Origin of the sequence: Geomonas azotofigens (assembly GCF_018919395.1) — a bacterium.
GTDB lineage: Bacteria > Desulfobacterota > Desulfuromonadia > Geobacterales > Geobacteraceae > Geomonas > Geomonas azotofigens.
Genome location: NZ_JAHLME010000007.1, coordinates 161,920 through 188,129 on the forward strand (window position 1 = coordinate 161,920; position 26,210 = coordinate 188,129).

Genomic DNA, 26,210 nt, shown 5'->3' on the forward strand with positions numbered 1-26,210 from the left:
TATGGTCCGGTTCAAGAAGATGGCCGTCATCGGCGTCGGGCTGATCGGCGGTTCCTTGGCCCGCGTGCTGCGCGAGAAGGGGGCCGTGGACGAGGTGGTCGGCGTCGGCCGCGGCGAGGCGAACCTGAAGCGCGGCGTGGAACTGGGCGTTCTGGACAGCTACACCACCGATGCCAGGGAGGGGGTGGCCGGAGCTGATCTCGTCTTCGTGGCCACACCGGTCTGCACCATACCGAAGGTGGTCGCCGAGATTGCGCCTTACCTGGCGCCCGGCTGCATCGTCACCGACGGCGGTTCCGTCAAGGAAACCGTGGTGACGGCCTGCGAGCCGCTCATGCCTAAGGGAACCTTCTTTGTCGGCGGCCATCCCATCGCCGGGACCGAGCACTCCGGCGTCGAGGCCTCCTTTTCCACACTCTACGTGGGAAGGCGCTGCATCGTCACCCCCACCGCCAACACCGATCCGGTGGCGCTGGAGAAGGTGGTCGAGCTCTGGAAGGTGGCCGGTTCCACGGTGCCGCTCATGGATCCCGTGCAGCACGACCTGGTGGTCGCCGCCATCTCGCACCTGCCGCACATGGTGGCCTATTCGCTGGTGAACGCCGTGGATGGCTACGACCGTTTCGGCGGCGATCTGCTCTCCTTTTCCGCCGGTGGTTTCAGGGATTTCACCCGGATCGCGTCCTCGGACCCGGTCATGTGGCGCGACATCGCGCTTACCAACCGCGACGCGATCCTGGAGATGATGGACTTTTTCTCCGTGTACCTGGAGAAGCTGCGTGCCCTGGTGGCCCAAGGCGATGCCGACGGCCTGCAGGCGTTCTTCCTGAACTCCAAGCAGAAGCGGGACGCCATTCTCTAGTAGCGGACCGCAAGCGGCAAACCCGACGGTCTGACCAGGTCCGACACAACGCGAGGTGCTTCATGCAAAGCTACACCGTTCAACCCGCCAAGAGCGTGCGCGGCGAAATCCGCGTTCCGGGCGACAAGTCCATATCGCACCGCTCCATCATGTTCGGCTCCATCGCCAACGGCGTGACCAAGGTTTCGGGCTTTCTGCGCGGCGAGGACGCCCTCGCCACCCTGGAGGCCTTCCGCGCCATGGGCGTGCAGATCGACGACGACGGCGAGACGGTGACCATCGTGGGCAAGGGGCTGCACGGACTCGAGGAACCGACCGACGTCCTCGACTGCGGCAACTCCGGCACCTCGATGCGGCTCCTCACCGGCCTCTTGGCCGGCCAGAGCTTCTTCTCGGTCCTCTCCGGCGACAAGTACCTGCGCGCCCGCCCCATGAAGCGCGTGGTCGGTCCGCTCTCCAAGATGGGCGCCCGCATCGGCGGCCGCGCCGGCGGGGAAAAGGCGCCGCTCGCCATCCAGGGCTCCAAGCTGAAGGGTATCGAGTACGACTCCCCGGTCTCCAGCGCCCAGGTTAAGTCCGCCATCATGCTGGCGGGACTCTATGCGGAGGGCGAGACGGTGGTGCGCGAACCGCACCTCTCCCGCGACCACTCGGAGCGGATGCTGCGCGCTTTCGGCGCCCACGTGGAGACCTTCCCCGGCGGCGTCAAGGTCCGCGGCGGTGCCGAGTTGACCGGGCGCGACATCGTCGTCCCCGGCGACATTTCCTCGGCCGCCTTCTTCATGGTCGCGGCATCGATCGTCCCGGGCGCCGAACTCGTCATCAAGGGGGTGGGCATCAACCCGACCCGCACCGGCATCATCGACATCCTGAAGGGGATGGGGGCTGACCTGGAACTTCTGAACGAGCGCGACGAGACCGGCGAACCGGTGGCGGACATCCGGGTGCGCCATGCGCAGTTGAAGGCCATGGCCATCTCGGGCGAGGTGGTGCCCCGCGCCATCGACGAGTTCCCGGCCATCTGCGTCGCGGCGGCTCTCGCCCAGGGGACTACCGTGGTAAGCGGCGCGGAGGAACTGCGGGTCAAGGAAACCGACCGCATCACGGCCATGGCCGACAATCTCAGGCGGGCCGGGGTCACCGTGGTGGAGACACCGGACGGCATGGAAATAACCGGCGTATCCGCCCTCAAGGCGTGCGCCGCAGACAGCTTCGGCGATCACCGCATCGCCATGTCCATGATGGTGGCAGGGCTGGTCGCGCAGGGGGAGACCACCATCTCCGACGTCGACTGCATCGCCACCTCGTTCCCCGGCTTCCGTGAACTTCTCGAGGGGGTAGTACAGCGTTGAGTGCAGTGAGAGAAAACGGCGTCATCGTAGCCATAGACGGACCCTCCGGGGCGGGCAAGAGCAGCCTCACCAGGCTTTTGGCCCGGCGCCTTGGTTACATTCACATCGATACCGGCGCCATGTTCCGCGCCGTCGCCCTCATGTCCAAGCGTGCCGGCATCGCCAGCGACGACGACGCGGGGCTGGCCGAACTGTGCCGCGGGCTGGAAATCACCTTCGTGCGGGACGGCGAGAGCTGCCGGGTCCTGGCCAACGGCGAGGACGTCTCCACCGAGATCCGCACCGAGGAGATCGGCCTGCTTACCTCCGCCATCTCGGCCAGAAAGCCGGTGCGCGACGCGCTCCTGGCCATGCAGCGCGCCATGGGGACCAAAGGGGGCGTGATCCTCGAGGGACGCGATATCGGTACCGTGGTCTTTCCGGATGCCGAGGTGAAGTTCTTCCTCTCTGCGAGCGCCGAGGAACGCGGCCGGCGCCGCTACCTGGAACTGGCCGCGCGCGGCGATGCGGCCACCCTCGAGGAGACCATCGCCAAGGTGATCCAGCGCGACCGCCAGGACGAGGGACGCGAGCACGCTCCGCTCAGGCAGGCCGATGACGCGCTCCCCATCGATTCCACCAGCCTCTCCATAGGCGAGGTGCTGACCGTCATGGAGAACGCCGTGCGCGAGCGCCTGGCACAGGGCGACAAGGGGTAACCATGGAAGTGATACTTGCCAAACACGCCGGTTTTTGCTTTGGCGTCAAAAGGGCCACCCATCTCGCCTTCGACGCGGCCGACAAGGGGGGCGATACCTGCACCCTGGGGCCGATCATCCACTCCCCGCAGGTGGTGCAGCGGCTCGAGGAGATGGGGGTGAAATCGGTCGAGGACGTGGCCGAGATCAAAAGCGGCAGCACCGTCATCATCCGCTCCCACGGCGTCGCCGCCGAGGAACTGGAAGCCGTCGTGCGCGCCGACCTGGCCATCGTCGACGCCACCTGCCCCTTCGTGAAAAAGGCGCAGGAACACGTGGCGACGCTCTCCAGGGAAGGGTACGACGTGGTCGTGGTGGGGGACGCCGTGCATCCGGAGGTGCAGGGAATCGTCTCCTACGCCACCGGCCGGGTCTACGTGGTCAGCTCCGGCAAGGACGTGGAAAGGCTGCCGCGCATGGCCAAGATGGGGGTCGTGGCGCAGACCACGCAGTCTTTCGAGCACTTGAACGAGGTGGTTGCCGCCTGCCTCGCCCGCGGCGGCGAGACCAGGGTCTACAACACCATCTGCGACGCCACCGCGGTGCGCCAGGAAGAGGCCAAGAAGCTGGCCAGCGAGGTTGACTGCATGATCGTGATCGGCGGCTTCAACAGCGCCAACACCAAGCGCCTCGCCCAGATCTGCCGGGAGTTTTTGCCGCGCACCCACCACATCGAGACCGCCGGGCAGATAGATCCGGCCTGGTTCGACGGGGTGCAGCGAGTCGGCGTGACCGCAGGGGCTTCCACCCCGAAGTGGTTGATCGACGAAGTGACGGAAAGAATTTCGGCCATCGACAAGGATAAAATAGGTTGATATTTTTGTCCGATGTGCTAAATTAGCTCGATTTTATATGGAGATTACACGAGGGGGTAACGGTTTCAATGGGTGAAGAAAAACGTACGTTCAAGAAAAAAGATATGCCGATTAGGCGGTTACACGATAATGACGAGGAGCTGGACCAGGCAGAAATGGGTGGCGAGTTTGCTGACCTCTTCCAGGACAGTCTGAGGCAGCCGCAGAGCGGGGAAGTCGTCAAGGCGGTCGTGGTTCAGATCGAGCAGGACGTGGTACTGGTTGACGTCGGCTACAAGTCCGAAGGCGCCATCCGCATCGGCGAGTTCATCGACGAGAACGGCGAACTGACCGTCAAGGTCGGCGACGAGGTCAACGTCTACTTCGAGCGCGGTGAGAACATCCGCGGCCACATGGTCCTTTCCAAGAAGAAGGCCGATTCCCAGGTAGCCTGGGAAGCCATCGCCGCTGCCGGCGAAGGCGGCACCATCGAAGGCAAGATCACCGGCAAGGTCAAAGGCGGCATGACCGTCGATGTCGGCGTCGAGGCGTTCCTCCCGGCTTCGCAGGTTGACCTGCGTCCCGGCGGCAACATGGACCGCTTCGTCGGCCAGACCTACGAGTTCCGCATCCTCAAGCTGAACAGAAAGCGCGGCAACCTGGTGCTGTCCCGTCGCGTGCTGCTCGAGGAGGAGCGCGACAAGGCGAGGACCGAGACCCTGGCGACCCTGAAAGAGGGCGACATCGTCAGCGGCGTGGTGAAGAACATCGCCGAGTACGGCGCGTTCGTTGACCTGGGCGGCGTCGACGGCCTGCTGCACGTCACCGACATGTCCTGGGGCCGCCTCGGCCACCCCTCCGAGATGGTCAAGGTGGGCGACACCCTGAACGTCATGGTGCTCAAGTACGACCGCGAGAAAGGGAAGATCTCCCTGGGCCTCAAGCAGACCGTGCCCGATCCGTGGCTCAACGTCTCCGATCGCTACCAGGAAGGCGAGCGCGTGCGCGGCAAGGTCGTGAGCCTCACCGACTACGGCGCATTCATCTCCCTCGAGGACGGCATCGAAGGCCTGGTGCACGTCTCCGAGATGTCCTGGACCCGTCGCGTGCGTCATCCGTCCGAAATCCTCAAGGTAGGTGAGGAAGTCGAGGCGGTGATCCTGGGCGTCGATCCGGGCAACCGCAGGATCTCGCTCGGTCTCAAGCAGACCGAGGTCAACCCCTGGACCGTGATCGGCGAGCGCTACCCGGTCGGCACCAAGATCGAGGGGCAGATCAAGAACATCACCGACTTCGGCGTCTTCATCGGCATCGAGGACGGCATCGACGGCCTGGTCCACGTCTCCGACATCTCCTGGACCCGTCGCGTGAAGCACCCGGGCGAGCTGTTCAGCAAGGGGCAGACCGTGCAGGCCGTGGTTCTCAACATCGACGTGGAGAACGAGCGTCTCTCCCTGGGCATCAAGCAGCTGGTTCAGGATCCGTGGGAAGAGATCCCCAGGAAGTACAAGCCGGGCTCCAAGGTCAGGGGCAAGGTGACCTCCGTGACCGACTTCGGCATCTTCGTCGAGATCGAGGAAGGGATCGAAGGCCTCATCCACGTCTCCGAGATCTCCTACGAGAAAGTAGCCTCCCCGAAAGACTTCGCCAACGTGGGTGACGAACTCGAGGCCGTGGTGCTGAACGTGGATATGGTCGACAAGAAGATCGCCCTTTCCATCAAGGCGCTGCAGACCGCCATGGAGAAAGCCGAAATCGCTTCCTACATGGGGAGCCAGGGTGAGGCAACCTCCAGCTTCGGCGACCTCCTCAAGGAGAAGCTGAAGAAGAGCACTGAAGAATAGACCAGTCACTTCGCCGACTGAGTAATCTTATAGGTTCATATTTGAGGTGTGTACATGACTAAGAGCGAATTGATCGACAAACTGGTGGAAGTACGCGGCGCTCTGACCCGCAAGGATTCGGAGGCTGTGGTCTCCATGGTGTTCGACGCCATGAGCGAGGCCCTCACCAAGGGTGACAAGGTTGAGATCCGCGGCTTTGGCAGCTTCACCATCCGTGACCGCGAGCCGCGCGAGGCGAGGAACCCGAAGAGCGGTGAGATCGTCAGCATCCCGAGCAAGAAGACCCCGTTCTTCAAGACCGGGAAAGACCTGCGGGAGCGCGTGAACAACCTCTAGCAGCAGCAACCGACGGGATCGGCCCGGATGGCGGAATTGGTAGACGCAACGGACTTAAAATCCGTCGGCCTCGCAGCCGTGCCGGTTCGACCCCGGCTCCGGGCACCACGGTACATCAACAACAGCAAGAAGGGCTATGTTCACGCATAGCCCTTTTTCTTTGCGGTTACACACTGATTATGGCGAACGACGAGAAGGCTGGCTCTTTCCCTTGACCCTCAAGGAGGGGGAACTGGCGCCGCCCCCCACGCCCGGCGAGCCGGATCCGGACTACGTCGATGAGTCCTACCCCGGCTACGCGAGCTTCGTCCCCTGCGGCAAGGTCGCCCCTGACGGCAGGCCGTGGGACGAGGAATTCGCCGGCGAGATCGCCTTTTTCGACGCGGTCGATCAACTCCCCCTCTGGGCCAGCCGTGGACTGACCCTGGAGGAGATCATCGAACGGGCGCGGTCATGACCTATCGCAAAGGCTCGACGCCCTCCGGGGCATTTCAAAAACAAAGGGGACAACAATGTCAAAAGTAACTATCGTGGCGAAGCTGACGGCCAAGGACGACTGCATTGAGGCGGTAAAAGCTGAAGTCATCAAGATGGTCGCGCCGACCCGACAGGAGAGCGGGTGCGTCGAATACCGCCTGCACCAGGACAGGTCCAATCCGGCGGTCTTTGTTTTCTACGAGAACTGGAAGGACCAAGCCGCTTTCGAGGAGCACATGAACTCCCCGCACTTCAAGTCGTATGTCGCCGCAGTCGCCGATCTGCTCAGTGACAAGACCGTCAACCAGATGAACGAGATCGTGTAGGGAGATGTGTTGAGCCGGCTGGATGCACGATCGGCCGCAACATTGCGGATGGCAACAAAGAAAAAGGCGTCTTCCCTCGAGGGGAGACGCCTTTTGTCATGCGCGGGGAGAGTGGGGCGCTAGAGCTGGATGTACTCCTTCGGTTCGGTGTTGGTCGCCATGGTCCAGACGGTGGCGGTACCCTTCTTCAGCACGTACACGGCCAGCTGGTCGTAGCCTACCTTGTCGACCCATGGCTTTAAAAAGTCGCGCTTGTCGACGATCTCCTTTTTCAGGTCCAGGTCCTCCAGTGCCTCGACGGTCCCGGCGATGCGGACCTGGATCAGGTTCTCGAAGATGCCGTTGCTGAAACAGAGCTCGACCTTCGGATTCCTGGACAACTGGTGGTAAAGATCCTTGATCTTGCCGGTGTTGAAGACGATGCCGTTGTCATCGGCCCTGTAGAGAAGCATGCCGCGCACGTGCGGTGTATCGCCGTCGGTTGTCGCTATATGGAATATCGGATTGGAGTTCAAAAATTCCAGGATCTCTTGTTTGTTCATAGGTCGCTCCTTCGAAGCCCGGTGATGTCGCTGGTTGCTGAGACAACGGATATTATACAACAAAGTTGAATGGTGCAAGATGGCTCTCGTTTTAAAGTGTTAGCGATTGTCAATAAAATTTCCCGATGGCGGTAGTCATGAAGCGGCAATCCGGTAAAATGTTGGCCTGTATCGGCTTTCCTGTAGGCACATGGTGCAATCGGTCCCAGCACAAGGGTACAGGAGGTTCCGCATGAAAACAGCCATCGTTTTGCTCGCGTTACTGTTCGCCCTGCCGGCTCAGGCTCTGGACAAGGACAAGATCTCGCACTTCGGCGGCGGCGCGATCTTGGGGCTCACCACGGACACGGTGCTGTATCACGCCACCGACTTGGAGCGACCCAAGCGGATGGTGGCCGCCACGGGGCTCGCCATGATCCCGGGGTTCGCCATCGAGGTGGCGGACGAGTTTACCGGGACCCACTTCAGTTGGTATGATCTTCTTGCGGATGGCCTTGGATCGGTGACCGGCGTGGTGGCCGGCGAGCTCATCAACGGCAAACTGTGGGTAAAGGCATCAGCGCGGCAGGTGCAGTTGACCGGGCGTTGGTGATATCGAGGTGGGTGTCATGAAAGAAGAACGCGATACAGATCCCGCGCAACGTTGGGTCGCCACCTTCACCTGGGAGGACAGGCTCATCGCCAGGTTTTTCCCCCGCTTCTTCAAGCGCTATGCACCGGAGGAGGTCCAGCGGCAGTGGGAGTTGCTGGTGGCCCGCAAGCAGGAGCGCCGCAACCGCTGACGGTGCCGTCTCCGGCAACGGCAAAGGCCAAGCTGCCCGAGGCAGCCTGGCCTTTTTGATTCGCACTTAAAAGGGGACAGGCTGCGTTTCCGAAAAAGTAGCCTGTCCCCTTTTCCTGGCGTTTCGATTCGCGTCCCCACGAGTAGCATTGGGGGGACTACTTCTGCTCTTTTTGTTCTTTCTGGTCGGTCGTCTCCTTCTTGTCCTTTTTCTCTTTCTTCTCCTTGGGGGGAGCCACTTCCAGCTCGTTGGTCACCTTCGCCTTGCCGACCACGCCGACAGCGGCCTTTTCCACCGTCTTCTTCTCGTCTTCGCTCTTCACCGGCCCCTTCAGGGTGACGTGGCCGTCCTTGGTGATGATCTTGACGTTGTGCGCCGTGATGGAGAGCGACTTGTCCTTCACCACGGTGCGACGGATCTGGCGGGTGATCTCGCGGTCGGACTTGTTCTCCTTTTGCTGGTCGGCGGTCGCCCCCTTGTTCTCTTCCTTGTTCTTCTTGGTGTTGTCAGCCTTGGCGGCGTCTGCCTTGCCGGTGTCCTGTGCCGCCCACACCATGGGCGAGGCGCTGAGCGCGACTGCGGCTGACAGGGTTACGGCAACCATGAGAGTGATCTTTTTCATTGTCGATGCTTCCTCCTTGATCGTGATATGAAGGGAAAACCCTTTTTGAATTAACAGAAATTAATATACTACAGGCGCGATGTCAATAGGGCGGCTTACAAAGAAAAGAGGAACGTACTAGTGCCAGTAAACCGCCTCGCCCTTTTGACTTCTGGAGCCTGTCGGATATCATTGAACTTTTCGGACAACCTTTGTAATCACCAGCCGAAGGAGAACGACCATTTCCGCCACCGACGTCTCTCAGATCCGCAATATCGGCATCATCTCCCATATCGATGCGGGGAAAACTACTGTCACGGAGCGTATCCTCTTCTACAGCGGGGAGACGCACAAGATGGGCGAGGTGCATGACGGCCAGGCGGTCATGGACTGGATGCCGCAGGAGCAGGAACGCGGCATCACCATCACGGCCAGCGCCACCTCCTGCCGATGGGGCGACTACCGGCTGAACCTCATCGACACGCCGGGGCACATCGACTTCACCATCGAGGTGGAGCGGAGCGTCCGGGTACTGGACGGGGCGGTGGCGATCTTCAGCGCGGTGGAGGGGGTGCAGCCCCAAAGCGAGCTGGTCTGGCGCCAGGCGGACCGCTACCGGGTGCCAAGGGTCTGCCTGATCAACAAGATGGACCGGCTGGGGGCGGATCACGCTCACGTGCTGGATCACATGGCGGAGCGCCTGGGGGCGCGGGCGGTGCTGCTCCAGCTTCCCATGGGGACAGAAACCGGTTTTTCCGGGGTGATCGACCTCATCGGTGAGGAGGCGCTCTCCTTTTCCGACCAGGACCTGGGGCGGACGGTGCTGCGTGGACCGGTGCCGCCCGAGTACGCGGAGGCGGTGCTGGGGGCGCGCATGCGTCTGACCGAGGCGGCCGCCGACTTCGACGACGAGGTGATGGCGGACTTCCTGGAGGGGCGCAACGTGGGCGCGCAGGCCCTGCAGCGGGCGCTGCGCAAGGGGACCCTTGGCTGCCAGATCTTCCCGGTGCTCCTTGGTTCCGCCCTGCGCAACAAGGGGGTGCAGCCGGTCCTTGACGCCGTCTGCCTGTACCTGCCGTCGCCGTTGGATCTTCCCGCCATGGTGGGGAGGCATCCCGGGACCGGGCAGGGGGAGAGTTTCAGCTGCGACCCCGCCCAGCCCCTGCGCGCGCTCGCCTTCAAGGTGATGGCGGAGGAGGGGAGGCGCCTCACCTACCTGCGCGTCTACTCCGGCAGGGTGAAGGCCGGGGCCACCCTGTTGAACGCGAGCCGTGACAGCAACGAGCGCATCAGGCACCTGTTCCGGATGCACGCGCACAAACGGGAGGAGGTCGCCGAGGCGGTCGCGGGCGACATCGTCGCGGTTACCGGGTGCCAGTTCACCCTGACCGGGGACACCCTTTGCGACCCGGGGCATCCGCTGCTCCTCGAGGGGGTGAGCGTGCCGGAACCGGTGGTGTCGCTGGCCGTGGAGGCGAAGGGGGTGCAGGACCGGGCGCACCTGCTGGAGACGCTGGAGTACTTTCAATGGGAAGACCCGACCTTTAGGGCGCACGAGGACCAGGAGACCGGCCAGACCATCCTGACGGGGATGGGGGAGCTGCACCTGGAGATCATCATCGACCGCCTGCGGCGCGAGTACGGGGTCCAGGTGAAGACGGGACGGCCGAGGGTGGTGTACCGCGAGGCGCTGCGGCGCGAGGTGACGCGGCGGGAGGTATTCCAGACCCTGGGTGACAAGCGGCCGGAGCCCGCCGAGCTTTCGCTGCGCCTGGTGCCGCTGCCCCGGGGCGGGGGGATCAGGACGCTGCTCCCGGACCCGGCGCCACCGGTCACTGCGGAGCTGCTCGCGGCCGCGCGGGAGAGCCTGCTGGACGCGTGCCGCGGCGGGTGCCTGACCGGGTACTCGCTCACCGACCTGGAGGTGCGGGTGCTGGAGGTCCCGGTGGAACCGGGCGCGCCGGCACCCTCGGAACAGGCGCTGCGGGGCGCCGCCCAGCGCGGCGTGGTGCTCGCGGCGCGCGAGGGAGCACCCTTCTTGTTGGAGCCGATCATGAGGCTGGAGCTGGAAACGCCGTCCGAGTACCTGGGGAAGGTGCTGGGGGGGCTGCAGCAGAAAAGGGGGCGGGTGGAGGGGCTGGACCGGCGCGGGGAACTCGAGCTGGTGAAGGCCACCGTTCCCTTGGCCGAGATGTTCGGCTACATGACCGAGCTGCGCAGCGCGACCAAGGGGCGGGGGAGCTACACCATGGCGTTCCAGGGCTTCGAGGAGGCCCCGGCGGAGGTGCAGGAGCGTTACGGGCTGCGCTAGCTGGGGTGGGTCAGCGCCTGGCGGCCCTGCGCCGGGTGTCGCAGCGCCTCATCACCTCGGAGAGGGCCTGCATGCTGTACGGTTTCTGGATGAAGGCGAGATAGCCGGTTCCCGACAGCTTCCTGGTCACCTCCTGCTCGCTGTAGCCGCTGGAGATGATCACCTTCACCTCCGGATCCAAGTTGCGCAGTTCCTGGAAGGTCTGTTCCCCGTCCATCTGCGGCATGGTCAGATCGAGAATGACGAAACGGACGTCCCCCCTCTCCCGGTACAGCTCCACGGCCCTGCCGCCGCTCAAAGCCGTCACCACCTGGTAACCCAGCTGCTCCAGCATGGAAGCCCCGACATCGCAGATGATCTCCTCGTCGTCCACCAGGAGCACGGTGCCGCTTCCCTGCCACGGTTCCTCCGGCGGCTGCCGCTCGGGCTGGTCCTGGACCGGGAGCTCGCTCACCGGCAGGAGCACGGTGAAGGTGGTCCCGCGGCCGGGCTTGCTCTCCACCTTGATGGCGCCCCGGTGTCCCCTGATGATCCCGAGTACCGCGGACATCCCCAGGCCGCGGCCGGTGAACTTGGTGGTGAAAAACGGATCGAAGATGCGCGACAGGGTTGCGTCGTCCATGCCGCAGCCGTCGTCCTCCACCTGCAGGAACAGGAACTCCCCCTCGGTGATCTCCTTCTCGGCCCAGGCCCCTTTCAGGTACTGCTCGTCGAAGTGGCGGCAGCCGCTGCGGATGGTGATGGTCCCGCCGCGCTCCCCGATCGCCTCCGAGGCGTTGATGACCAGGTTCATCACGATCTGGCGCAACTGGGTCGAGTCCGCCTGCACCGGCGGAAGTGCCTGCGCCAACTCGAGCGCCAGGTGGCACCTCTTCGATATCGATACCTCCAGCAGGTGGATCATCTCCGTGAGGAGGCTGTTCAGGCTGACCGGCTCGACCACGAACATCCCCTTGCCGGAATAGGCGAGCATCTGCCTGGCCAGGTCCGCCGCCCTGATGGCCCCCTTCTCGATGTTCTGCAGGTTCTCCACCGCGGGCGAGTCCGGGGCGATCCGCATCAAGCCGAGGCTCGAGTTGCCGAGGATCCCGGTCAGGATGTTGTTGAAGTCGTGGGCGATGCCGCCGGCGAGGATCCCCAGGCTCTCCAGCTTCTGGGCGTGCAGCAGCTGTTGTTCAAGCCGCAGGCGCTCCTCTTCGTGGAGGCGGCGCTCGAGCTCGGCGGCGGCCCGTCCGCTCACCATCTGCAGGATCTCTTCCGCCAGCTCCCGGTTCGACAGCGGTTTGCGGCCGATGATGGCGATGAGGCCGATGGGAACCCCCGTGGAACTCCAGAGCACCACGCCGAGGTAGCTCTCGGCGCCCAAGTCCTGCAGCACCTGGTCGTTGGGGAAGAGGTGGCGCACACCCTCGCGGTAGCAGCAGATGTTGCGTCCCACCACCTCGCCGCAGGGGGTGTCCCTGAGGGCGTACCGGACGTTCTCCTCGAAACTGCCGTTGAAGTAGACCGCGACGGTGCGGGCCCAGAGGTTGCACTCCTCCAGCTGGTCGATGCAGATGTAGTCCATCTCCAGGGTGGCGGCGAGGTAGCGCGCCAGACTCTGGAAAAACTGCTGGTCCGGACCGGGGTGCGCGGTGGACTGCGCCAGGAAGGCGAGGCACTCCTCGGTCCGTTTCCGTTTCGTGATCACGTCGAAGACGATGACGAAGCATCCCGGTTCGGGGCTGTAGACCGACACCGCGAGCCATTCGCTGATGGCCTTGACGTAGCACTCCATCTGCTCCGCTTTGCCGCTCAGGGCGACGCGCCGGAAGGAGGCGAGCAGCTCGGGGTCGGACTCCCACACCCCGGGCAGCACCTCGCTCATCCGCCTCCCGCTCGCTCCCCGCAGACCGGTGAGCCGCTCGAAGCTCTGGTTCACCTCCAGGAAAACGAAATCCTGGGGCCGCGAGGAGTCCAGGATCATCCTGCAGTAGGCGAAGCCATTCAGCATGTTGTCGAACAGGGAGCGGTAGCGTTCCTCGCTTTTTTTGAGGCTCTCCTCGGTCTGCTTGCTCCGGGTGATGTCCATGCCGGTGGCCTGGAATTCCACCACGTGCCCCGTCTCGTCGACGATGGCGCTGTTGCTCCACTTCTGCCACACCAGGCGGCCGTCCGGGAGCCAGGCCCTCACCTCCAACGTCTGCCCCTGCTGCTCCCCGTCCATCGACTCCACGCAGCGCATCAGGGCCTCGCGGTCCTGCAGGAAAAAGAAGGGATAGAAGTTCTGCCCCAGCAGGGCCTCACGCTCCTTCTGCAGGTAGCGGCAATAGGTGTCGTTGACGAAGGTGAGCATGCCGCCTCGGCGGTAGCGGACCACGAACTCGGCCTGGGTCTGCACCATGGCGTGGTAGCGGGATTCGCTCTCCTGCAGCGCCCTCTCCGTCTCCTGCGCCTCCCTGAAGACGACGCAGACGTGGGAGGGGGGGGCGCCGTCCTTCCCCTTCAGCGCCATGGCGTCCATGCAGACCGGCACCAGGCGCCCCTTGCGGCGGTTGTTGATGGCGAGGTTGATCTCGCGGACGGGGGTGCCCAGGAAGGCGGAAATGGCGGGATGCTGGTCGGGTGGAAGGGGGATCCCCTGCGGGGTGCACAGCTGCCACTGGGGGTGCTCGGGGTTGTGCCGCAGGAAGAGTTCCCGCTCCATCCCGAACATCTCCAGGGCAGCGGCGTTAACCTCCAGCGGCGTGCCGTCCGGTCCCTGGATGAACATGCCCAGGGGCAGTTCGTCGAACAGGGCACGGCATTGCTCCAGCGAGTCGAACATGGGCATGTCTCCGCTACTGTTTTGGCGGTCAGGGGGGGATAGACACAGATAGGTTTATATCAGATAGTGCTGAATGTTCAATTGCGGGCGCATGAACCTGGGGTCTCGTAGATAGTCAGACCGGCTGCCCGAAGTTTCCTTGTGACAGTGCCAGCTGTCAAAGTCCCGGCACTTGAGACGGAATTCTGTACCGCTGTCGCTTTTGTTGCAGGGCTGTGTTAGTGGCCAGCTGCGAAAGATCAGGGTGTTATGGCTTTGGCTACATTATTGCAAGCACATGACGGCCTGCTTATATTGTCTAGAAAGGAGCAACCACGTGTACTTGATGCTCAAATCCTCTCCCGACCGCAGGGAGAACCGCCACCCCAAACAACAGCCCCAACTGGACCGTAACGCCAACCTCGTCGCCGGGAACGACCAGAGGATGCCGCTGCCTCCCCGTCAGGTGCGCCTCTTGATCGGCGAAGGGCTTTTCTGCCAGGACGCGCCGCTGTTGTGAGGAGCACCCCTTCGCGCTGGCGCGGAGGGTGTTTTTCTGCCACAATGTCTCCCGCCCCCACGGCGGGGCATAGGGAGGTTTACCATGTCCGGATCCGGCGCACCCATCAAGATAGGCGTCAGCTCCTGCCTGTTGGGGGAGAAGGTACGCTATGACGGCGGCCACAAGCACGACCCCTACCTCACCGGGGTGCTCGGGAGGTTCTTCAGCTTCGTGCCGGTCTGCCCCGAGGTGGAGTGCGGCATGACCACGCCGCGCGAGGCGATGCGCCTGGAGGGGGACCCGGAGCAGCCGCGGCTCATGACCCACCGGACGCGCGTCGACAAGACCGAGCAGATGCTCGCGTTCTGCCGGGCCAAGGTGGAGCAGTTGGCGTACGAGGACCTCTGCGGCTTCGTCTTCAAGAAGGGATCCCCCTCGTCGGGGCTGTTCCGGGTCAAGGTGTACCGGGAGGGGATGCCCCCGGTAAGCGGCAGCGGCCTCTTCGCCGCGGCGGTGGCGCGGCGCTTCCCGCAGCTCCCCATGGAGGAGGAGGGGAGGCTGAACGACCCCGTGCTCCGGGAGAACTTCATCGAGCGGGTCTTCGCCTTCCGACGCTGGAAGGACTTTCTCGCCGAGGAGCCTGACCTGGGCAAGCTGGTGCAGTTTCACACCTGTCAGAAGCTCCTGATCATGTCGCACAGCACCCAGCTCTACCGCGAGCTCGGGGCGCTGGTGGCGAAGGGCAGGGAACTCCCGCTCGCCGAACTCCTGGAGCGTTACCAGGAGCTCTACATGAAGGCTCTGGAGCTGCACGCCACCGCCAAGAAGCAGACCAACGTGCTGATGCACATCATGGGGTATTTCAAAAAGCAGCTATCGGCGGAGGAGAAGCAGGAGCTCCTGCAGCTGATCGGCCAGTACCACGACGGCCTGGTGCCGCTGGTGGTCCCCGTCACCCTGCTCAGACACTACGTCGGGAAGTACCATGAGGAGTATCTTCGGCAGCAGGTCTACCTCGCCCCCCACCCGGCGGAGCTTATGTTGCGCAACCACGTCTAGCCGCTTCAGGCCCGTCATCCCGAAACCCGCCTATTAGATTTTCTCTATCCCGGCGCGCCCTCTTCGGCTATAGTTTGCCAATTCCGCAACTGCAGAGGTGCCCGTATGGAAGCGACACGCGAGATCTACTGGAACGTCAACCACTCCCTGATCTGGGTCATGTACCTGTTCGCCTTCCTCGCCGTGGGCGCGTGCGTCTGGGGGTTCCGGTCGCGGCTGCCGCTGTACCGGCAGGGGAAGCCCCTGGAGCGGCTGGACCAGTTATCGCTGCGCCTGAAGCTCATGGTGCGCGGCGCCCTGACCCAGGCCAAGGTGCTCCGGGTCCAGGTGCCGGGGACGCTGCACGCCTTCTTCTTCTGGGGCTTTCTGCTCCTTTTCATCGGCACGCTGCTCATCATGCTGCAGGTGGACTTCACCGCGCCGCTGGCGGGGTGGACCTTCCTGAAGGGGACCTTCTACAAGGCCTACTCCCTCACCCTCGACCTGGCCGGCATCATCGCCATCCTCATGCTGGGCGGGCTCTTCGTGCGCCGCTTCCTGGTGCGCCCCCCGGCGCTCCCCACCAAGAGGGACGATTACCTGGCCCATGCGCTCCTCTTCACCATCCTCGTCACCGGTTTCGTGGTCGAGTCGCTGCGCATGGCCGCCACCGAGGTGCACCAGAACCCGGAGCTGGCCCGGCTCTCCCCCGGCGGGCTGCTGCTCACTCCCCTGTTCGCCGGGATGGACACGGCCGCCATCTCCGCTACCCACAAGGCGCTGTGGTGGCTGCACTTCTTCCTGGCCATGGCGTTCATCGTCGCCATCCCCTTCACCAAGCTGCGGCACCTGTTCACCGACCCGGCCAACTACCTGTTCACCGACCTGCGCCCCAAGGGGGCCATCGCCACCATCGATCTCGAGGACGAGAGCGCGGAGCAGTACGGCGCCGCCAAGGCCACCGACCTCGCCTGGAAGGACATCTACGACGCCGACGCCTGCACGCTGTGCAAGCGCTGCCAGGACCGCTGCCCCGCCTGGAACACGGAGAAGCCGCTCTCGCCGATGCGGGTGGTGCAGCAGGTGGGGGAGATGGCGCTCAACGAGCCGCAGGGGGATCTCTGCCGCTACGTGACCGAGGAGGTGCTCTGGGACTGCACCACCTGCCGCGCCTGCCAGGAGATCTGCCCGGTCGACATCGAGCACGTCAACAAGATCCTCGAGATGCGCCGAAACCTCGCCCTCATGGAGGGGAAGTTCCCCGGCGACGAGGTGCGTACCGCCGTGGCCAACTACGAGGTGAACGGCAACCCCTTCGGGCTCGCCTGGGCCGAGCGCGGCGCCTGGGCCGAGGGGCTGGACGTCGTCACCCTGGAGAGCGGCGAGCCCTTTGACGTCATGTACTTCGTGGGGTGCTACGCCTCCTTCGACCGCAGGAACAAGGAGGTCGCCAAGGCCTTCGCCAAGATCTGCTCCGCGGCGGGCGTAAGGCTCGGCATCCTGGGCAAGGAGGAGAAGTGCTGCGGGGAGCCGCCGCGCAAGCTGGGCAACGAGTACCTGTACCAGACCATGGCCCAGGAGAACATCGAGCGCATCAAGGGGTACGGCGTGCAAAGCATCGTCACCACCTGCCCGCACTGCTTCAACACGCTGGCGCGCGACTACCGCGAGCTCGGCCTGGAGGTGCCGGTGCGCCATTACACGACCTTCCTGGCGGAACTGGTGGAGGAGGGGCGCCTGAAGCTGAACCCCGGCGAGGGGTTCGACTGCACCTACCACGACTCCTGCTACATCGGCCGCTACGCCGACATCTTCGAGCCGCCGCGCGAGATCCTGCAGCGCCTGGGGGGCACCATCGCGGAGATGGACCGCAACCGCTTGGAGAGCTTCTGCTGCGGCGGGGGAGGGGGGCGCATCCTGGCCGAGGAGAAGGTCGGCACCCGCATCAGCGCGGCCCGGGTGCAGATGGCGGGCGAGACCGGCGCACCCATGCTGGTCTCCAACTGCCCGTTCTGCCTGACCATGTTCGAGGACGGCATCAAGACCGGCGGTCTGGAAGGGAACCTGGCGGCGCGCGACCTGGCCGAACTGGTGGCGGCGCGGCTGTAAAGGGGACTGGCTCCGAAGGTACCGGTCCCACCCTCTCATGAGCTTCATTGACTTGTGTGCTTCATGCGTGCGATAGTGTGGTGGGTCTCCCCGTCGCCAGCGGCAGCGGGAGCCCGCATCCCCAGCTTTAAGGATGGAGCAGTGGTCCACCGCGCCTTGACAGGCAAAACCCAATCCTTCGGCACCAGGTTTCACCGCCTTACCCCGGCCCTTACCGGCACCATCCTCCTGGCCTTTTTCCTGCTGCTGGTCCCGCTGTGCCTGCGCGCGCTCGCCGATTTCATCCCCGAGCCGGCGCACCAGGCGACGCCCGCCACCGTCGTGGTCGGCGGGGACCGCGCCTATCCCCCCTACGAATTCATCGACAAGGACGGCAATCCCGCCGGCTACAACGTCGACCTGACCCGCGCCATCGCCGAGGTGATGGGGATGAAGGTCCGCTTCGTCTTCGGCAACTGGTCCGAGATGCGCGCCGGCCTGCAAAACGGCAGCATCGACATCCTGCAGGGGCTCTCCTACTCGGCGCAGCGCCTGAGCTCGGTCGATTTCTCGCCGCCGCACACCATCGTGCACCACGCCATCTTCGCCCGGCGCGACACGAAGCCGGTCAAGAGCCTGGAGGAGCTGCGCGGCAAGAGGGTGCTGGTCTTCCAGGACGGCATCATGCACGAGCGCCTGAAGCGGATGGGGTTCGCCAAGGACCTGATGCTCACCCCGACGCCGGCCGAGGCGCTGCGGCTGCTGGCCTCCGGGCAGGGGGACTACGCGGTGGTGGCGCAACTTCCCGGCATCTACCTGATCCGCGAGCTGCGTCTCTCCAACCTGGTGCCGGTGGCCAAGGCGGTGGTGAGCGAGCAGTACTGCTACGCGGTGGAGCGCGGCGACAAGGAACTGCTGGCCCGCTTCAACGAGGGGCTCGCCATCGTCATCAAGACCGGGCAGTACGCCCAGATCTACAACCGCTGGCTCGGGGTGAACGATCCCCCCAGGGTGACCAGGGAGCTCGCCCTCAGGTACGGCGCCATGATCCTGGTCCCGCTGCTCATCGTCCTGGCGGTGATCGCGCTCTGGTCCAAGACCCTGCACAAGCGGGTGGCGGAGCGGACCACGGCGCTGGCCCAGGAGGTCGCCGAGCGCAACAAGGCCCTGGAGGAGTTGAAGCGCCACCAGGACAAGCTGATCCAGGCGGACAAGATGACCTCGCTGGGGACCCTGGTCTCCGGCGTGGCGCACGAGATCAACAACCCCAACGGCCTGCTGCTGCTGGACATACCGGTGCTGAAGCGGGTGCATGACGACGCGGAGGAGATCCTCGAGGAGCATTACCGCGAGCACGGCGACTTCATGCTGGGCGGGGTCCCCTACTCGGAGATGCGGGAGGAGATCCCGCGCATCCTGGACGAGATGCAGGACGGCGCCCAGCGCATCAAGCGCATCGTGAACGATTTGAAGGACTTCGCCCGAAAAGACGTGGGGCAGAAGTCGCTCGTCGACCTGGACGCGGTGGCGAGGACGGCGCTGCGCCTCGTGGACCCGACCATCCGCTCCTCCACCAACCACTTCCAGGCCGACTTCCACGGCTCCTTGCCGCGGATCCAGGGGAACGCCCAGCGCATCGAGCAGGTCATCGTGAACCTGGTCCTGAACGCCTGTCAGGCGCTTCCCAACCGCGACTGCGGGGTTTCGCTCGGCACCAGCTACGACCCGGCCCAGGGGCAGGTGCTGCTCCAGGTCAGCGACCAGGGGGTGGGGGTCGCCCAGGAGCATCTCCCTTACCTGCTCGATCCCTTCTTCACCACCAAGCGGGAGAGCGGCGGCACCGGTCTCGGGCTCTCCGTTTCCGCCGGGATCGTCGAGGACCACGGCGGCTCCCTGCAGTTCCAGTCCACCCCGGGGGCGGGCACCACGGTGACCCTCGCCTTTCCCGTTCCCGACAGGAGTTCGGCCTCATGAAAAAGACCCTCTACCCCGGCTTCGGCATCCTCTTGGTCGACGACGAGCCCGCCTGGCTCAAGTCGTTCGCGCTCACCCTGAAGAGCTGCGCCGGGATCAACAACATCGTCACCTGCCAGGAGAGCCGCGAGGTGATGGGGCTCCTCGACAAGGGAGGCATCGGGCTGGTGCTTTTGGACCTCACCATGCCGCAGCCCTGCGGCGAAACGCTGTTGCAGCAGATCGGGGAGAGCCACCCCGGGATCATGACCATCATCGTGAGCGGCATGAACCAGCTGGAGACGGCGGTTCGTTGCATGAAACTGGGCGCCTTTGACTACATCGTCAAGACCGACGAGGAGGACCGCCTGGTGGGCGGGGTGCTGCGGGCCGTGCGCATCCTGGAACTGCAGCAGGAGTTCCGCACCATGTCGGACCGGATGCTGTCGCGCGAGCTGAAGCACCCCGAGGCCTTCGTCGACATCGTCACCGCCGATCCCCGGATGAACGACCTGTTCAACTACGTTGAGGCGGTCTCCCCCAGCCACCAGCCCCTCTTGATCACCGGCGAGAGCGGCGTGGGCAAGGAACTGGTGGCGCGCGCGGTGCACACCCTGAGCGGCTGTTCCGGTCCGCTGGTGGCCGTGAACGTGGCCGGTCTCGACGACACGGTGTTCGCCGACACGCTCTTTGGCCACGTGCGCGGCGCCTACACCGGCGCCGACCAGGCTCGTCCCGGCATGATAGAACAGGCCGGCAACGGGACGCTGTTTCTGGACGAGATCGGCGACCTGAGCATCGCCTCCCAGGTAAAACTTTTGCGCCTGCTCCAGGAGGGGGAATACTTCCCGCTGGGGGGGGACCGCCCCAAGCGCATGAACGCGCGCATCGTCGTGGCCACCCACCGCGACCTGGCCGCCCGGGAGGCCGCCGGGGAGTTTCGGCGCGACCTGTACTACCGCCTCTGCACGCACCGCATCAACATCCCGCCGCTGCGGGAGAGGGTGGGGGATATCCCCCTTTTGCTCGACTACTTCCTGAACGAGGCTGCCAAGTCGCTGGGGAAGAAGAAGCCCACGCCGCCCAAGGAACTGGCCCAGGTGCTGGCCACCTACAGCTTCCCCGGCAACGTGCGCGAGCTGCGCGGCATGGTCTACAACGCGGTAAGCCTGCACAAGGAACGGATCCTCTCCATGGAGAGTTTCCTGAGGGCGATCGGGCAGAGCCGCGACGCGGCCCCTGTCACTTCCAAAACTCAAAACCCGTTTGCTACTTTTGAGCGTCTCCCCACCTTCGTCGAGGCCGCCGAGTTGCTCGTGGAGGAGGCGATCAGCCGCGCCAACGGCGTCCAGGCCATCGCGGCGCGGCTTTTGGGCATCTCCGCGCCCGCCCTCAACAAGCGTCTCAAGATGTCGCGCAAGTAGGCCCGGCGGCGGGGAACCTCCTCCCTCTCCGTCGCGGGCTCCACAATTTTTTTCCTTCTCTCCCGCCCCAACGGCGCCTTTCCCGCGCCTCACCCTTCGTCACAGGGGCAATGGTCTTAACTTTGGTTAACTGCTTAACCATGGTTAAGTGGCCGCATCCCCCGGAATTTTAGACACTTCCCCGATTGCAACAGCAAAGATGTTTCCTTTGGTTAATACCTTTGCGCCACCCGCTCAAGCGTAAAACATTATTTTCCTATGTGAAAACGGACACTTGCATCCGTATACGATCACTTGGTACCGCTCTTGCTGATATGGAATGTCAAACAGTGTTATCGGCTAACGCCTTTGTCGGATCTATAATCCAGGTTCACGGGAACCACTCAAAAGGAGAGACCATGAAAACCAAGAAGTTCTACCAGGTTCTGTACTTCCAGGTGCTGTTGGCGATATCCATCGGTATCGCGCTGGGCTACTACCTGCCCGATACCGGGGCGGCGATGAAGCCCCTGGGCGACGGCTTCATCAAGATGATCAAGATGATCATCACCCCGGTGATCTTCTGTACCGTGGTCACCGGCATCGCCGGCATGGACGACATGAAGAAGGTGGGACGCGTCGGCGGCAAGGCGATGCTCTACTTCGAACTGGTTTCCACCCTGGCCCTGGGCATCGGCCTTTTGGTGATCAACGTGATCCAGCCGGGCGTGGGCATGAACGCCGACGTCACCAAGCTGGACACCAAGGGGCTCGCTACCTACACCGCGACCGCCGCCAAGTCGCACAGCTTCGCCGATTTCGCCCTGAGCATCATCCCGACCAGTGTCGTGGACGCCTTCGCCAAGGGTGAGATCCTCCAGGTGCTCTTCTTCGCCATCTTCTTCGGCCTGGCCCTGGCCGCCCTGGGCGAGAAGGGGAAACCGGTCTACAAATTCATCGATGACGTCTCCCACGCCCTGTTCGGCGTGGTCAACCTGATCATGAAGTTCGCCCCCATCGGCGCCTTCGGCGCCATGGCCTTCACCATCGGCAAGTTCGGCCTGGGCTCGCTGGCCAAGCTCGGCATGCTCATGGGGAGCTTCTACCTCACCTGCCTTCTCTTCATCTTCGTGGTGCTCGGCACCATCGGCAAGATCTGCGGCTTCAACATCTTCAAGTTCATCGCCTACATCAAGGAAGAGCTCCTCATCGTTTTGGGGACCTCCTCCTCCGAGTCCGCCCTGCCGCGCATGATGGCGAAGCTCGAGAACCTGGGCTGCACCAAGTCGGTGGTGGGCCTGGTCATCCCGACCGGCTACTCCTTCAACCTGGACGGCACCTCCATCTACCTGACCATGGCCGCCATCTTCGTGGCCCAGGCAACCAACACCCCGCTCACCATGACCCAGACCATCACCATCCTTGGCGTGCTGATGCTCACCTCCAAGGGGGCCGCCGGCGTGACCGGCAGCGGCTTCGTGACCCTCGCCGCGACCTTCGCCGCCATCCCGACCATTCCGGTGGCGGGCCTCGCGCTGATCCTCGGCATCGACCGCTTCATGTCCGAGGCCCGCGCCCTGACCAACCTGGTCGGTAACGGCGTCGCCACCGTGGTCGTATCCCGCTGGGAGAACGAGCTCGACCTGGAGCGCATGAACCGCGTGCTGAACCACCAGGAGGTCGAGGAAGAGCCCGAGATGGGGCTCCTGGAGCCGGAGCCGGAAGAAGCATAGTTTTGCATGCGGGGGCGGCCGTCCGCCCCCGCCATATTTTCGCCCCGCGAGGGGCCTTGCGAGAGAGGGCTAGCACCGCCGTTGCTGCTGCCCTCTTTTTTTGAACCCAAAAATCGGCGGAAAGAGGAGGAATAGATAGATGAGCAAGAAATTGGGAGCCCTCGACTACCACTCAATCGGTAGAAAAGGGAAGATCGAAGTCATCGCCACCAAACCGTGCCAGACCGCGGCGGACCTGTCGCTTGCCTACTCGCCGGGTGTCGCCGAGCCCTGCCTCGCCATCCAGCAAAACCCCGACGACGCCTACAAGTACACCGCCAAGGGAAACCTGGTCGCGGTCGTTTCCAACGGCACCGCGGTCCTTGGCCTTGGCAACCTGGGTGCCCTCGCCGGCAAGCCGGTCATGGAGGGGAAAGGGGTCCTCTTTAAGCGTTTCGCCGACATCGACGTCTTCGACATCGAGCTCAACACCGAGAACCCGGACGAGATCGTCAGGGCGTGCCAGCTCCTCGAGCCGACCTTCGGCGGCATCAACCTGGAGGACATCAAGGCGCCGGAGTGCTTCTACATCGAGGAAGAGCTCAAAAAGACCATGAACATCCCGGTCTTCCACGACGACCAGCACGGTACCGCCATCATCTGCTCGGCGGCGCTCTTGAACGCGCTGCAGCTCGTGGGCAAGAAGATCGAGGACATCCGGATCGTGGTGAATGGCGCCGGCGCCTCGGCCAACTCCTGCGCCAAGCTCGCCATCGCCCTTGGTGTCAAGCCCAACAACATGATCATGTGCGACACGAAAGGGGTCATCTACAAGGGGCGCACCGAAGGGATGAACAAGTACAAGGAGCTCTTCGCCGCCGACACCCCCTTCCGGACCCTGGAGGAGGCGGCCAACGGCGCCGACATCCTGTTCGGGCTCTCGGTCAAGGGGGCCTTCACTCCGGAGATGGTGCGCTCCATGGCGCCCAACCCGATCATCTTCGCCATGGCGAACCCCGACCCGGAGATCACGCCCGAAGAGGCGCACGCGGTGCGCGGCGACGTGATCATGGCCACCGGCAGAAGCGACTACCCGAACCAGGTCAACAACGTGCTCGGCTTCCCCTTCATCTTCCGGGGGGCGCTGGACGTGCGCGCCACCGCCATCAACGAGGAGATGAAGCTCGCCGCGGTGCACGCGCTGGCGAGGCTCGCCCGCGAGGAGGTGCCCGACTCGGTCTCCAAGGCCTACGGCAACGAGAAGTTCTCCTTCGGCCCGAACTACATCATCCCCAAACCGTTCGACCCGCGCGTCCTTCTGCACGTGGCGCCGGCCATCGCCCAGGCGGCCATGGACAGCGGTGTGGCGCGCCAGCCCATCGAGGACATGGCGAAGTACATCGAGCAGCTGGAGTGCTCGCAGGGGCGCTCCAAGGAGATCATGCGCAGCATCATCAACAAGGCGAAGAGCGACCCGAAAAAGGTGGTCTTCCCCGAGGGTGACAACGAGAAGATCCTGCGCGCCGCCCAGATCATCGTGGAAGAGGGGATCGCCCAGCCCATCCTGGTGGGGGACCGGAAGAAGATCCAGCAGAAGATGGACGACCTGAACCTCGACCTCGAGGTCCCCATCGTCGACCCGACCGAAAGCGAGCATACCGAGGAGTACGCCGAAGAGCTGTACCGCCTGCGCCAGCGAAAGGGGATCACGAGTTCCGAGAGCAGCCGCATCATGCGCCGCAAGTCCCGCACCCACTTCGGCACCATGATGGTGCACAAGGGGCACGCCGACGCCCTCTTGGGGGGCATCGACACCCACTATCCCGAGACGATCCGTCCGGCGCTGGAGGTGCTCGGCAAGCAGGCGGGGCTTTCCAGCGTGCACGGCCTGTACATGATGGTTTTCAAGAAGGGGGTCTACTTCCTGGCCGATACCACGGTGACCATCGACCCGACCGCGGAGGAACTGGCGGAAACCGCCATCTTGGCCGCCGAGAAGGTGGCCATGCTGGACGTGGAACCAAGGATCGCCATGCTCTCCTTCTCGAACTTCGGTTCGGTGGAGCACCCGCAGGCGAGCAAGGTGAAACGCGCCGTGGAGCTGGTCAAGGAGCGGGCCCCGCACCTCATGGTCGAGGGGGAGATGCAGGCGGATACCGCCGTGGTGCCGGAACTGCTTGACGGATTCACCTTCTCCAAGCTGAAGGCCCCAGCCAACGTGCTCATCTTCCCGGACCTCAACTCCGGCAACATCTGCTACAAGCTCCTGCGCCGACTGGGGGGCGCCGAGTCCATCGGCCCCATCCTGATGGGGATGAACAAGCCGGTGCACGTGCTGCAGCGCGGCGACGACGTGAACGACATCGTCAACATGGCCGCCATCGCCGTCGTGGACGCGCAAAACCCGTAGCCGAAGCTTCGTCGGTACGGTCCCCCGTTCCCCTCCCTCGGAGGCGGTACGGGGGATTTTTTTGTGCCTGAGACCTCTTTTGTTTACGGTGTGTTTTATTTTGAACTTTTTGCGTTTGCCTGTCGTGTCACCTCCGGGCGTCGCTGTATTACAAGGTAACCAAATAACGTTGCCGAGCTTGTTCTATGGCGACGCACCTTTGCTTCCCGGTTCGCCGGACCCCCGGTAAAGTACGTATAAATACTTGTTATTCAAACATTCGTTCGATTGAAACGCGGCCCGGAACCGGCGCTTCGTTCAAGTTTATCCTGGTGCAGTTTCGGTCTTACCAATTTTTTTGCCAAGATATTATAAAAGTGTTTGCCAAAATTATATCATGGGAGTATATGAGTGTGGTGCGACGTTGACCCCCGGAATTCAGCCAAAATAAAACAAGAACCGGTTAATGTTGTGCTCTTGGCAGGTCTAATAAAACACAGGCTTCAAGGAGGGAAAATGAACGTCCACGAGTACCAGGCCAAAGCGATCCTGAGAAAATTCGGCGTGCCGGTCCCCGACGGCCACGTCTGCTACAACGGCGCCAGCGCCCGCGAATGGGCCAAGCGTCTGGGCGAGGGGCCCTGGGTGGTGAAGGCGCAGATCCACGCCGGCGGGCGCGGCAAGGGGGGCGGGGTCAAGCTCGCCAGGACCTCGAGCGAGGTGCAGATGATCGCCCGCGACATGCTCGGCATGACGCTGAGGACGCACCAGACCGGGCCGGAAGGGAAGGTGGTGCACCGGGTGCTGGTGGAGAACGGCTGCAACATCGCCAACGAGCTCTACGTGAGCCTCCTGGTCGACCGCGGCACCTCGCGCGTCACCGTGATGGCCTCGACCGAGGGGGGCATGGACATCGAGGAGGTGGCGGCCAACACCCCGGAGAAGATCGTCACCGAGGCGGTGGACCCCCTGGTCGGCCTCACCCAGTTCCAGTGCCGCAAGATCGCCTTCAGCCTCGGATTGAAGGGGAAGCTGACCGGCAAGGCGGTCAAGGTCCTCACCAACCTCTACGCCACCTTCATCGCCTGTGACTGTTCCCTGCTCGAGATCAACCCGCTGGTGGTCACCGCCGAGGGGGAGCTGCTCGCCCTCGACGCCAAGTTCGGTTTCGACGACAACGCCCTGTTCCGCCATCTGCAGATCGGCGACATGCGCGACTTCGACGAGGAGGACCCGAACGAAATCGAGGCCTCCCAGCACGACCTCTCCTACATCTCGCTTAACGGCAACATCGGCTGCCTCGTGAACGGCGCCGGTCTCGCCATGGCCACCATGGACATCATCAAGCACTACGGCGGCGACCCGGCCAACTTCCT

At 63.8% G+C, this 26,210-nt stretch carries 22 protein-coding genes and 1 tRNA gene; 20 read left to right on the plus strand and 3 right to left on the minus strand.

The window, feature by feature from the left end; genetic code table 11:
• Position 1: 1 nt before the first annotated feature.
• The 9 genes from KOL99_RS19090 (at position 2) to KOL99_RS19130 (ending at position 6,728) form a co-directional block, all read left to right on the plus strand.
• A complete protein-coding gene (locus tag KOL99_RS19090) occupies positions 2-862 on the plus strand; it encodes a prephenate dehydrogenase (protein WP_216512067.1) in 861 nt (286 codons plus the stop codon).
• 62 nt (positions 863-924) lie between these two features.
• On the plus strand, positions 925-2,214 hold the full coding sequence (gene aroA / locus KOL99_RS19095) for a 3-phosphoshikimate 1-carboxyvinyltransferase (protein ID WP_216512068.1): 1,290 nt from the start codon (positions 925-927) through the stop codon (positions 2,212-2,214).
• On the plus strand, positions 2,211-2,912 hold the full coding sequence (gene cmk, locus KOL99_RS19100; RefSeq protein ID WP_216512069.1) for a (d)CMP kinase: 702 nt from the start codon (positions 2,211-2,213) through the stop codon (positions 2,910-2,912). Before aroA ends, cmk begins: the two co-directional genes overlap by 4 nt.
• A gap of 2 nt (positions 2,913-2,914) precedes the next feature.
• Complete coding sequence (ispH, locus tag KOL99_RS19105) at positions 2,915-3,766, plus strand: 4-hydroxy-3-methylbut-2-enyl diphosphate reductase (protein WP_216512070.1); 852 nt, start codon at positions 2,915-2,917, stop codon at positions 3,764-3,766.
• A gap of 68 nt (positions 3,767-3,834) precedes the next feature.
• Positions 3,835-5,589 carry a 30S ribosomal protein S1 gene (locus KOL99_RS19110; RefSeq protein WP_216512071.1) on the plus strand — a complete coding sequence of 585 codons (1,755 nt, stop codon included), beginning with the start codon at positions 3,835-3,837 and terminating at the stop codon, positions 5,587-5,589.
• A 54-nt stretch (positions 5,590-5,643) separates the two neighbouring features.
• The gene (locus KOL99_RS19115) at positions 5,644-5,925 is read left to right on the plus strand and encodes an integration host factor subunit beta (protein ID WP_129126735.1); all 282 of its coding nucleotides are present in this window, start codon (positions 5,644-5,646) and stop codon (positions 5,923-5,925) included.
• A gap of 21 nt (positions 5,926-5,946) precedes the next feature.
• A tRNA-Leu gene (locus tag KOL99_RS19120) sits at positions 5,947-6,033 on the plus strand.
• 103 nt (positions 6,034-6,136) lie between these two features.
• Complete coding sequence (locus KOL99_RS19125) at positions 6,137-6,382, plus strand: hypothetical protein (protein ID WP_216512072.1); 246 nt, start codon at positions 6,137-6,139, stop codon at positions 6,380-6,382.
• A gap of 55 nt (positions 6,383-6,437) precedes the next feature.
• Positions 6,438-6,728: a putative quinol monooxygenase gene (locus KOL99_RS19130; protein ID WP_216512073.1), complete on the plus strand. Its 291-nt coding sequence runs from the start codon at positions 6,438-6,440 to the stop codon at positions 6,726-6,728.
• Positions 6,729-6,847: 119 nt separating this feature from the next.
• Here KOL99_RS19130 and KOL99_RS19135 read toward each other — a convergent pair whose 3' ends face one another.
• The gene (locus KOL99_RS19135; protein ID WP_216512074.1) at positions 6,848-7,270 is read right to left on the minus strand and encodes a pyridoxamine 5'-phosphate oxidase family protein; all 423 of its coding nucleotides are present in this window, start codon (positions 7,268-7,270) and stop codon (positions 6,848-6,850) included.
• A gap of 232 nt (positions 7,271-7,502) precedes the next feature.
• On the opposite strand from KOL99_RS19135, the gene KOL99_RS19140 reads away from it, so the two are divergent.
• Positions 7,503-7,862, plus strand: coding sequence for a VanZ family protein (locus tag KOL99_RS19140; protein WP_216512075.1), 360 nt, complete (start codon positions 7,503-7,505; stop codon positions 7,860-7,862).
• Between the two features lie 16 nt (positions 7,863-7,878).
• Positions 7,879-8,052: a hypothetical protein gene (locus tag KOL99_RS19145; RefSeq protein ID WP_216512076.1), complete on the plus strand. Its 174-nt coding sequence runs from the start codon at positions 7,879-7,881 to the stop codon at positions 8,050-8,052.
• 157 nt (positions 8,053-8,209) lie between these two features.
• On the opposite strand, the gene KOL99_RS19150 is transcribed toward KOL99_RS19145, so the two are convergent.
• Positions 8,210-8,674: a BON domain-containing protein gene (locus tag KOL99_RS19150; protein WP_216512077.1), complete on the minus strand. Its 465-nt coding sequence runs from the start codon at positions 8,672-8,674 to the stop codon at positions 8,210-8,212.
• Positions 8,675-8,894: 220 nt separating this feature from the next.
• Between KOL99_RS19150 and fusA the strand changes: the two genes are divergently transcribed.
• Complete coding sequence (gene fusA, locus KOL99_RS19155) at positions 8,895-10,964, plus strand: elongation factor G (RefSeq protein WP_216512089.1); 2,070 nt, start codon at positions 8,895-8,897, stop codon at positions 10,962-10,964.
• A 10-nt stretch (positions 10,965-10,974) separates the two neighbouring features.
• On the opposite strand, the gene KOL99_RS19160 is transcribed toward fusA, so the two are convergent.
• Positions 10,975-13,770 carry a PAS domain-containing sensor histidine kinase gene (locus tag KOL99_RS19160; RefSeq protein WP_216512078.1) on the minus strand — a complete coding sequence of 932 codons (2,796 nt, stop codon included), beginning with the start codon at positions 13,768-13,770 and terminating at the stop codon, positions 10,975-10,977.
• A 316-nt stretch (positions 13,771-14,086) separates the two neighbouring features.
• On the opposite strand from KOL99_RS19160, the gene KOL99_RS19165 reads away from it, so the two are divergent.
• From KOL99_RS19165 to sucC, 8 genes are all read left to right on the plus strand, one after another.
• Positions 14,087-14,269, plus strand: a complete 183-nt coding sequence (locus tag KOL99_RS19165) for a hypothetical protein (RefSeq protein ID WP_216512079.1) — start codon at positions 14,087-14,089, stop codon at positions 14,267-14,269.
• Between the two features lie 84 nt (positions 14,270-14,353).
• Entirely contained in the window at positions 14,354-15,310 is a 957-nt protein-coding gene (locus KOL99_RS19170) for a YbgA family protein (protein ID WP_216512080.1), read from the plus strand.
• Between the two features lie 105 nt (positions 15,311-15,415).
• Positions 15,416-17,398, plus strand: coding sequence for a heterodisulfide reductase-related iron-sulfur binding cluster (locus KOL99_RS19175; protein ID WP_216512081.1), 1,983 nt, complete (start codon positions 15,416-15,418; stop codon positions 17,396-17,398).
• A gap of 63 nt (positions 17,399-17,461) precedes the next feature.
• Entirely contained in the window at positions 17,462-19,351 is a 1,890-nt protein-coding gene (locus KOL99_RS19180; protein ID WP_407931862.1) for a transporter substrate-binding domain-containing protein, read from the plus strand.
• Entirely contained in the window at positions 19,348-20,754 is a 1,407-nt protein-coding gene (locus KOL99_RS19185; protein ID WP_216512083.1) for a sigma-54-dependent transcriptional regulator, read from the plus strand. The genes KOL99_RS19180 and KOL99_RS19185 overlap by 4 nt, the downstream gene beginning before the upstream one ends.
• Positions 20,755-21,152: 398 nt before the next feature.
• A complete protein-coding gene (locus KOL99_RS19190) occupies positions 21,153-22,466 on the plus strand; it encodes a dicarboxylate/amino acid:cation symporter (RefSeq protein WP_216512084.1) in 1,314 nt (437 codons plus the stop codon).
• Between the two features lie 139 nt (positions 22,467-22,605).
• Positions 22,606-24,855: an NADP-dependent malic enzyme gene (locus KOL99_RS19195; protein WP_216512085.1), complete on the plus strand. Its 2,250-nt coding sequence runs from the start codon at positions 22,606-22,608 to the stop codon at positions 24,853-24,855.
• 495 nt (positions 24,856-25,350) lie between these two features.
• A partial coding sequence (sucC, locus tag KOL99_RS19200; RefSeq protein ID WP_216512086.1) for an ADP-forming succinate--CoA ligase subunit beta occupies positions 25,351-26,210 on the plus strand: 860 nt, incomplete at its 3' end.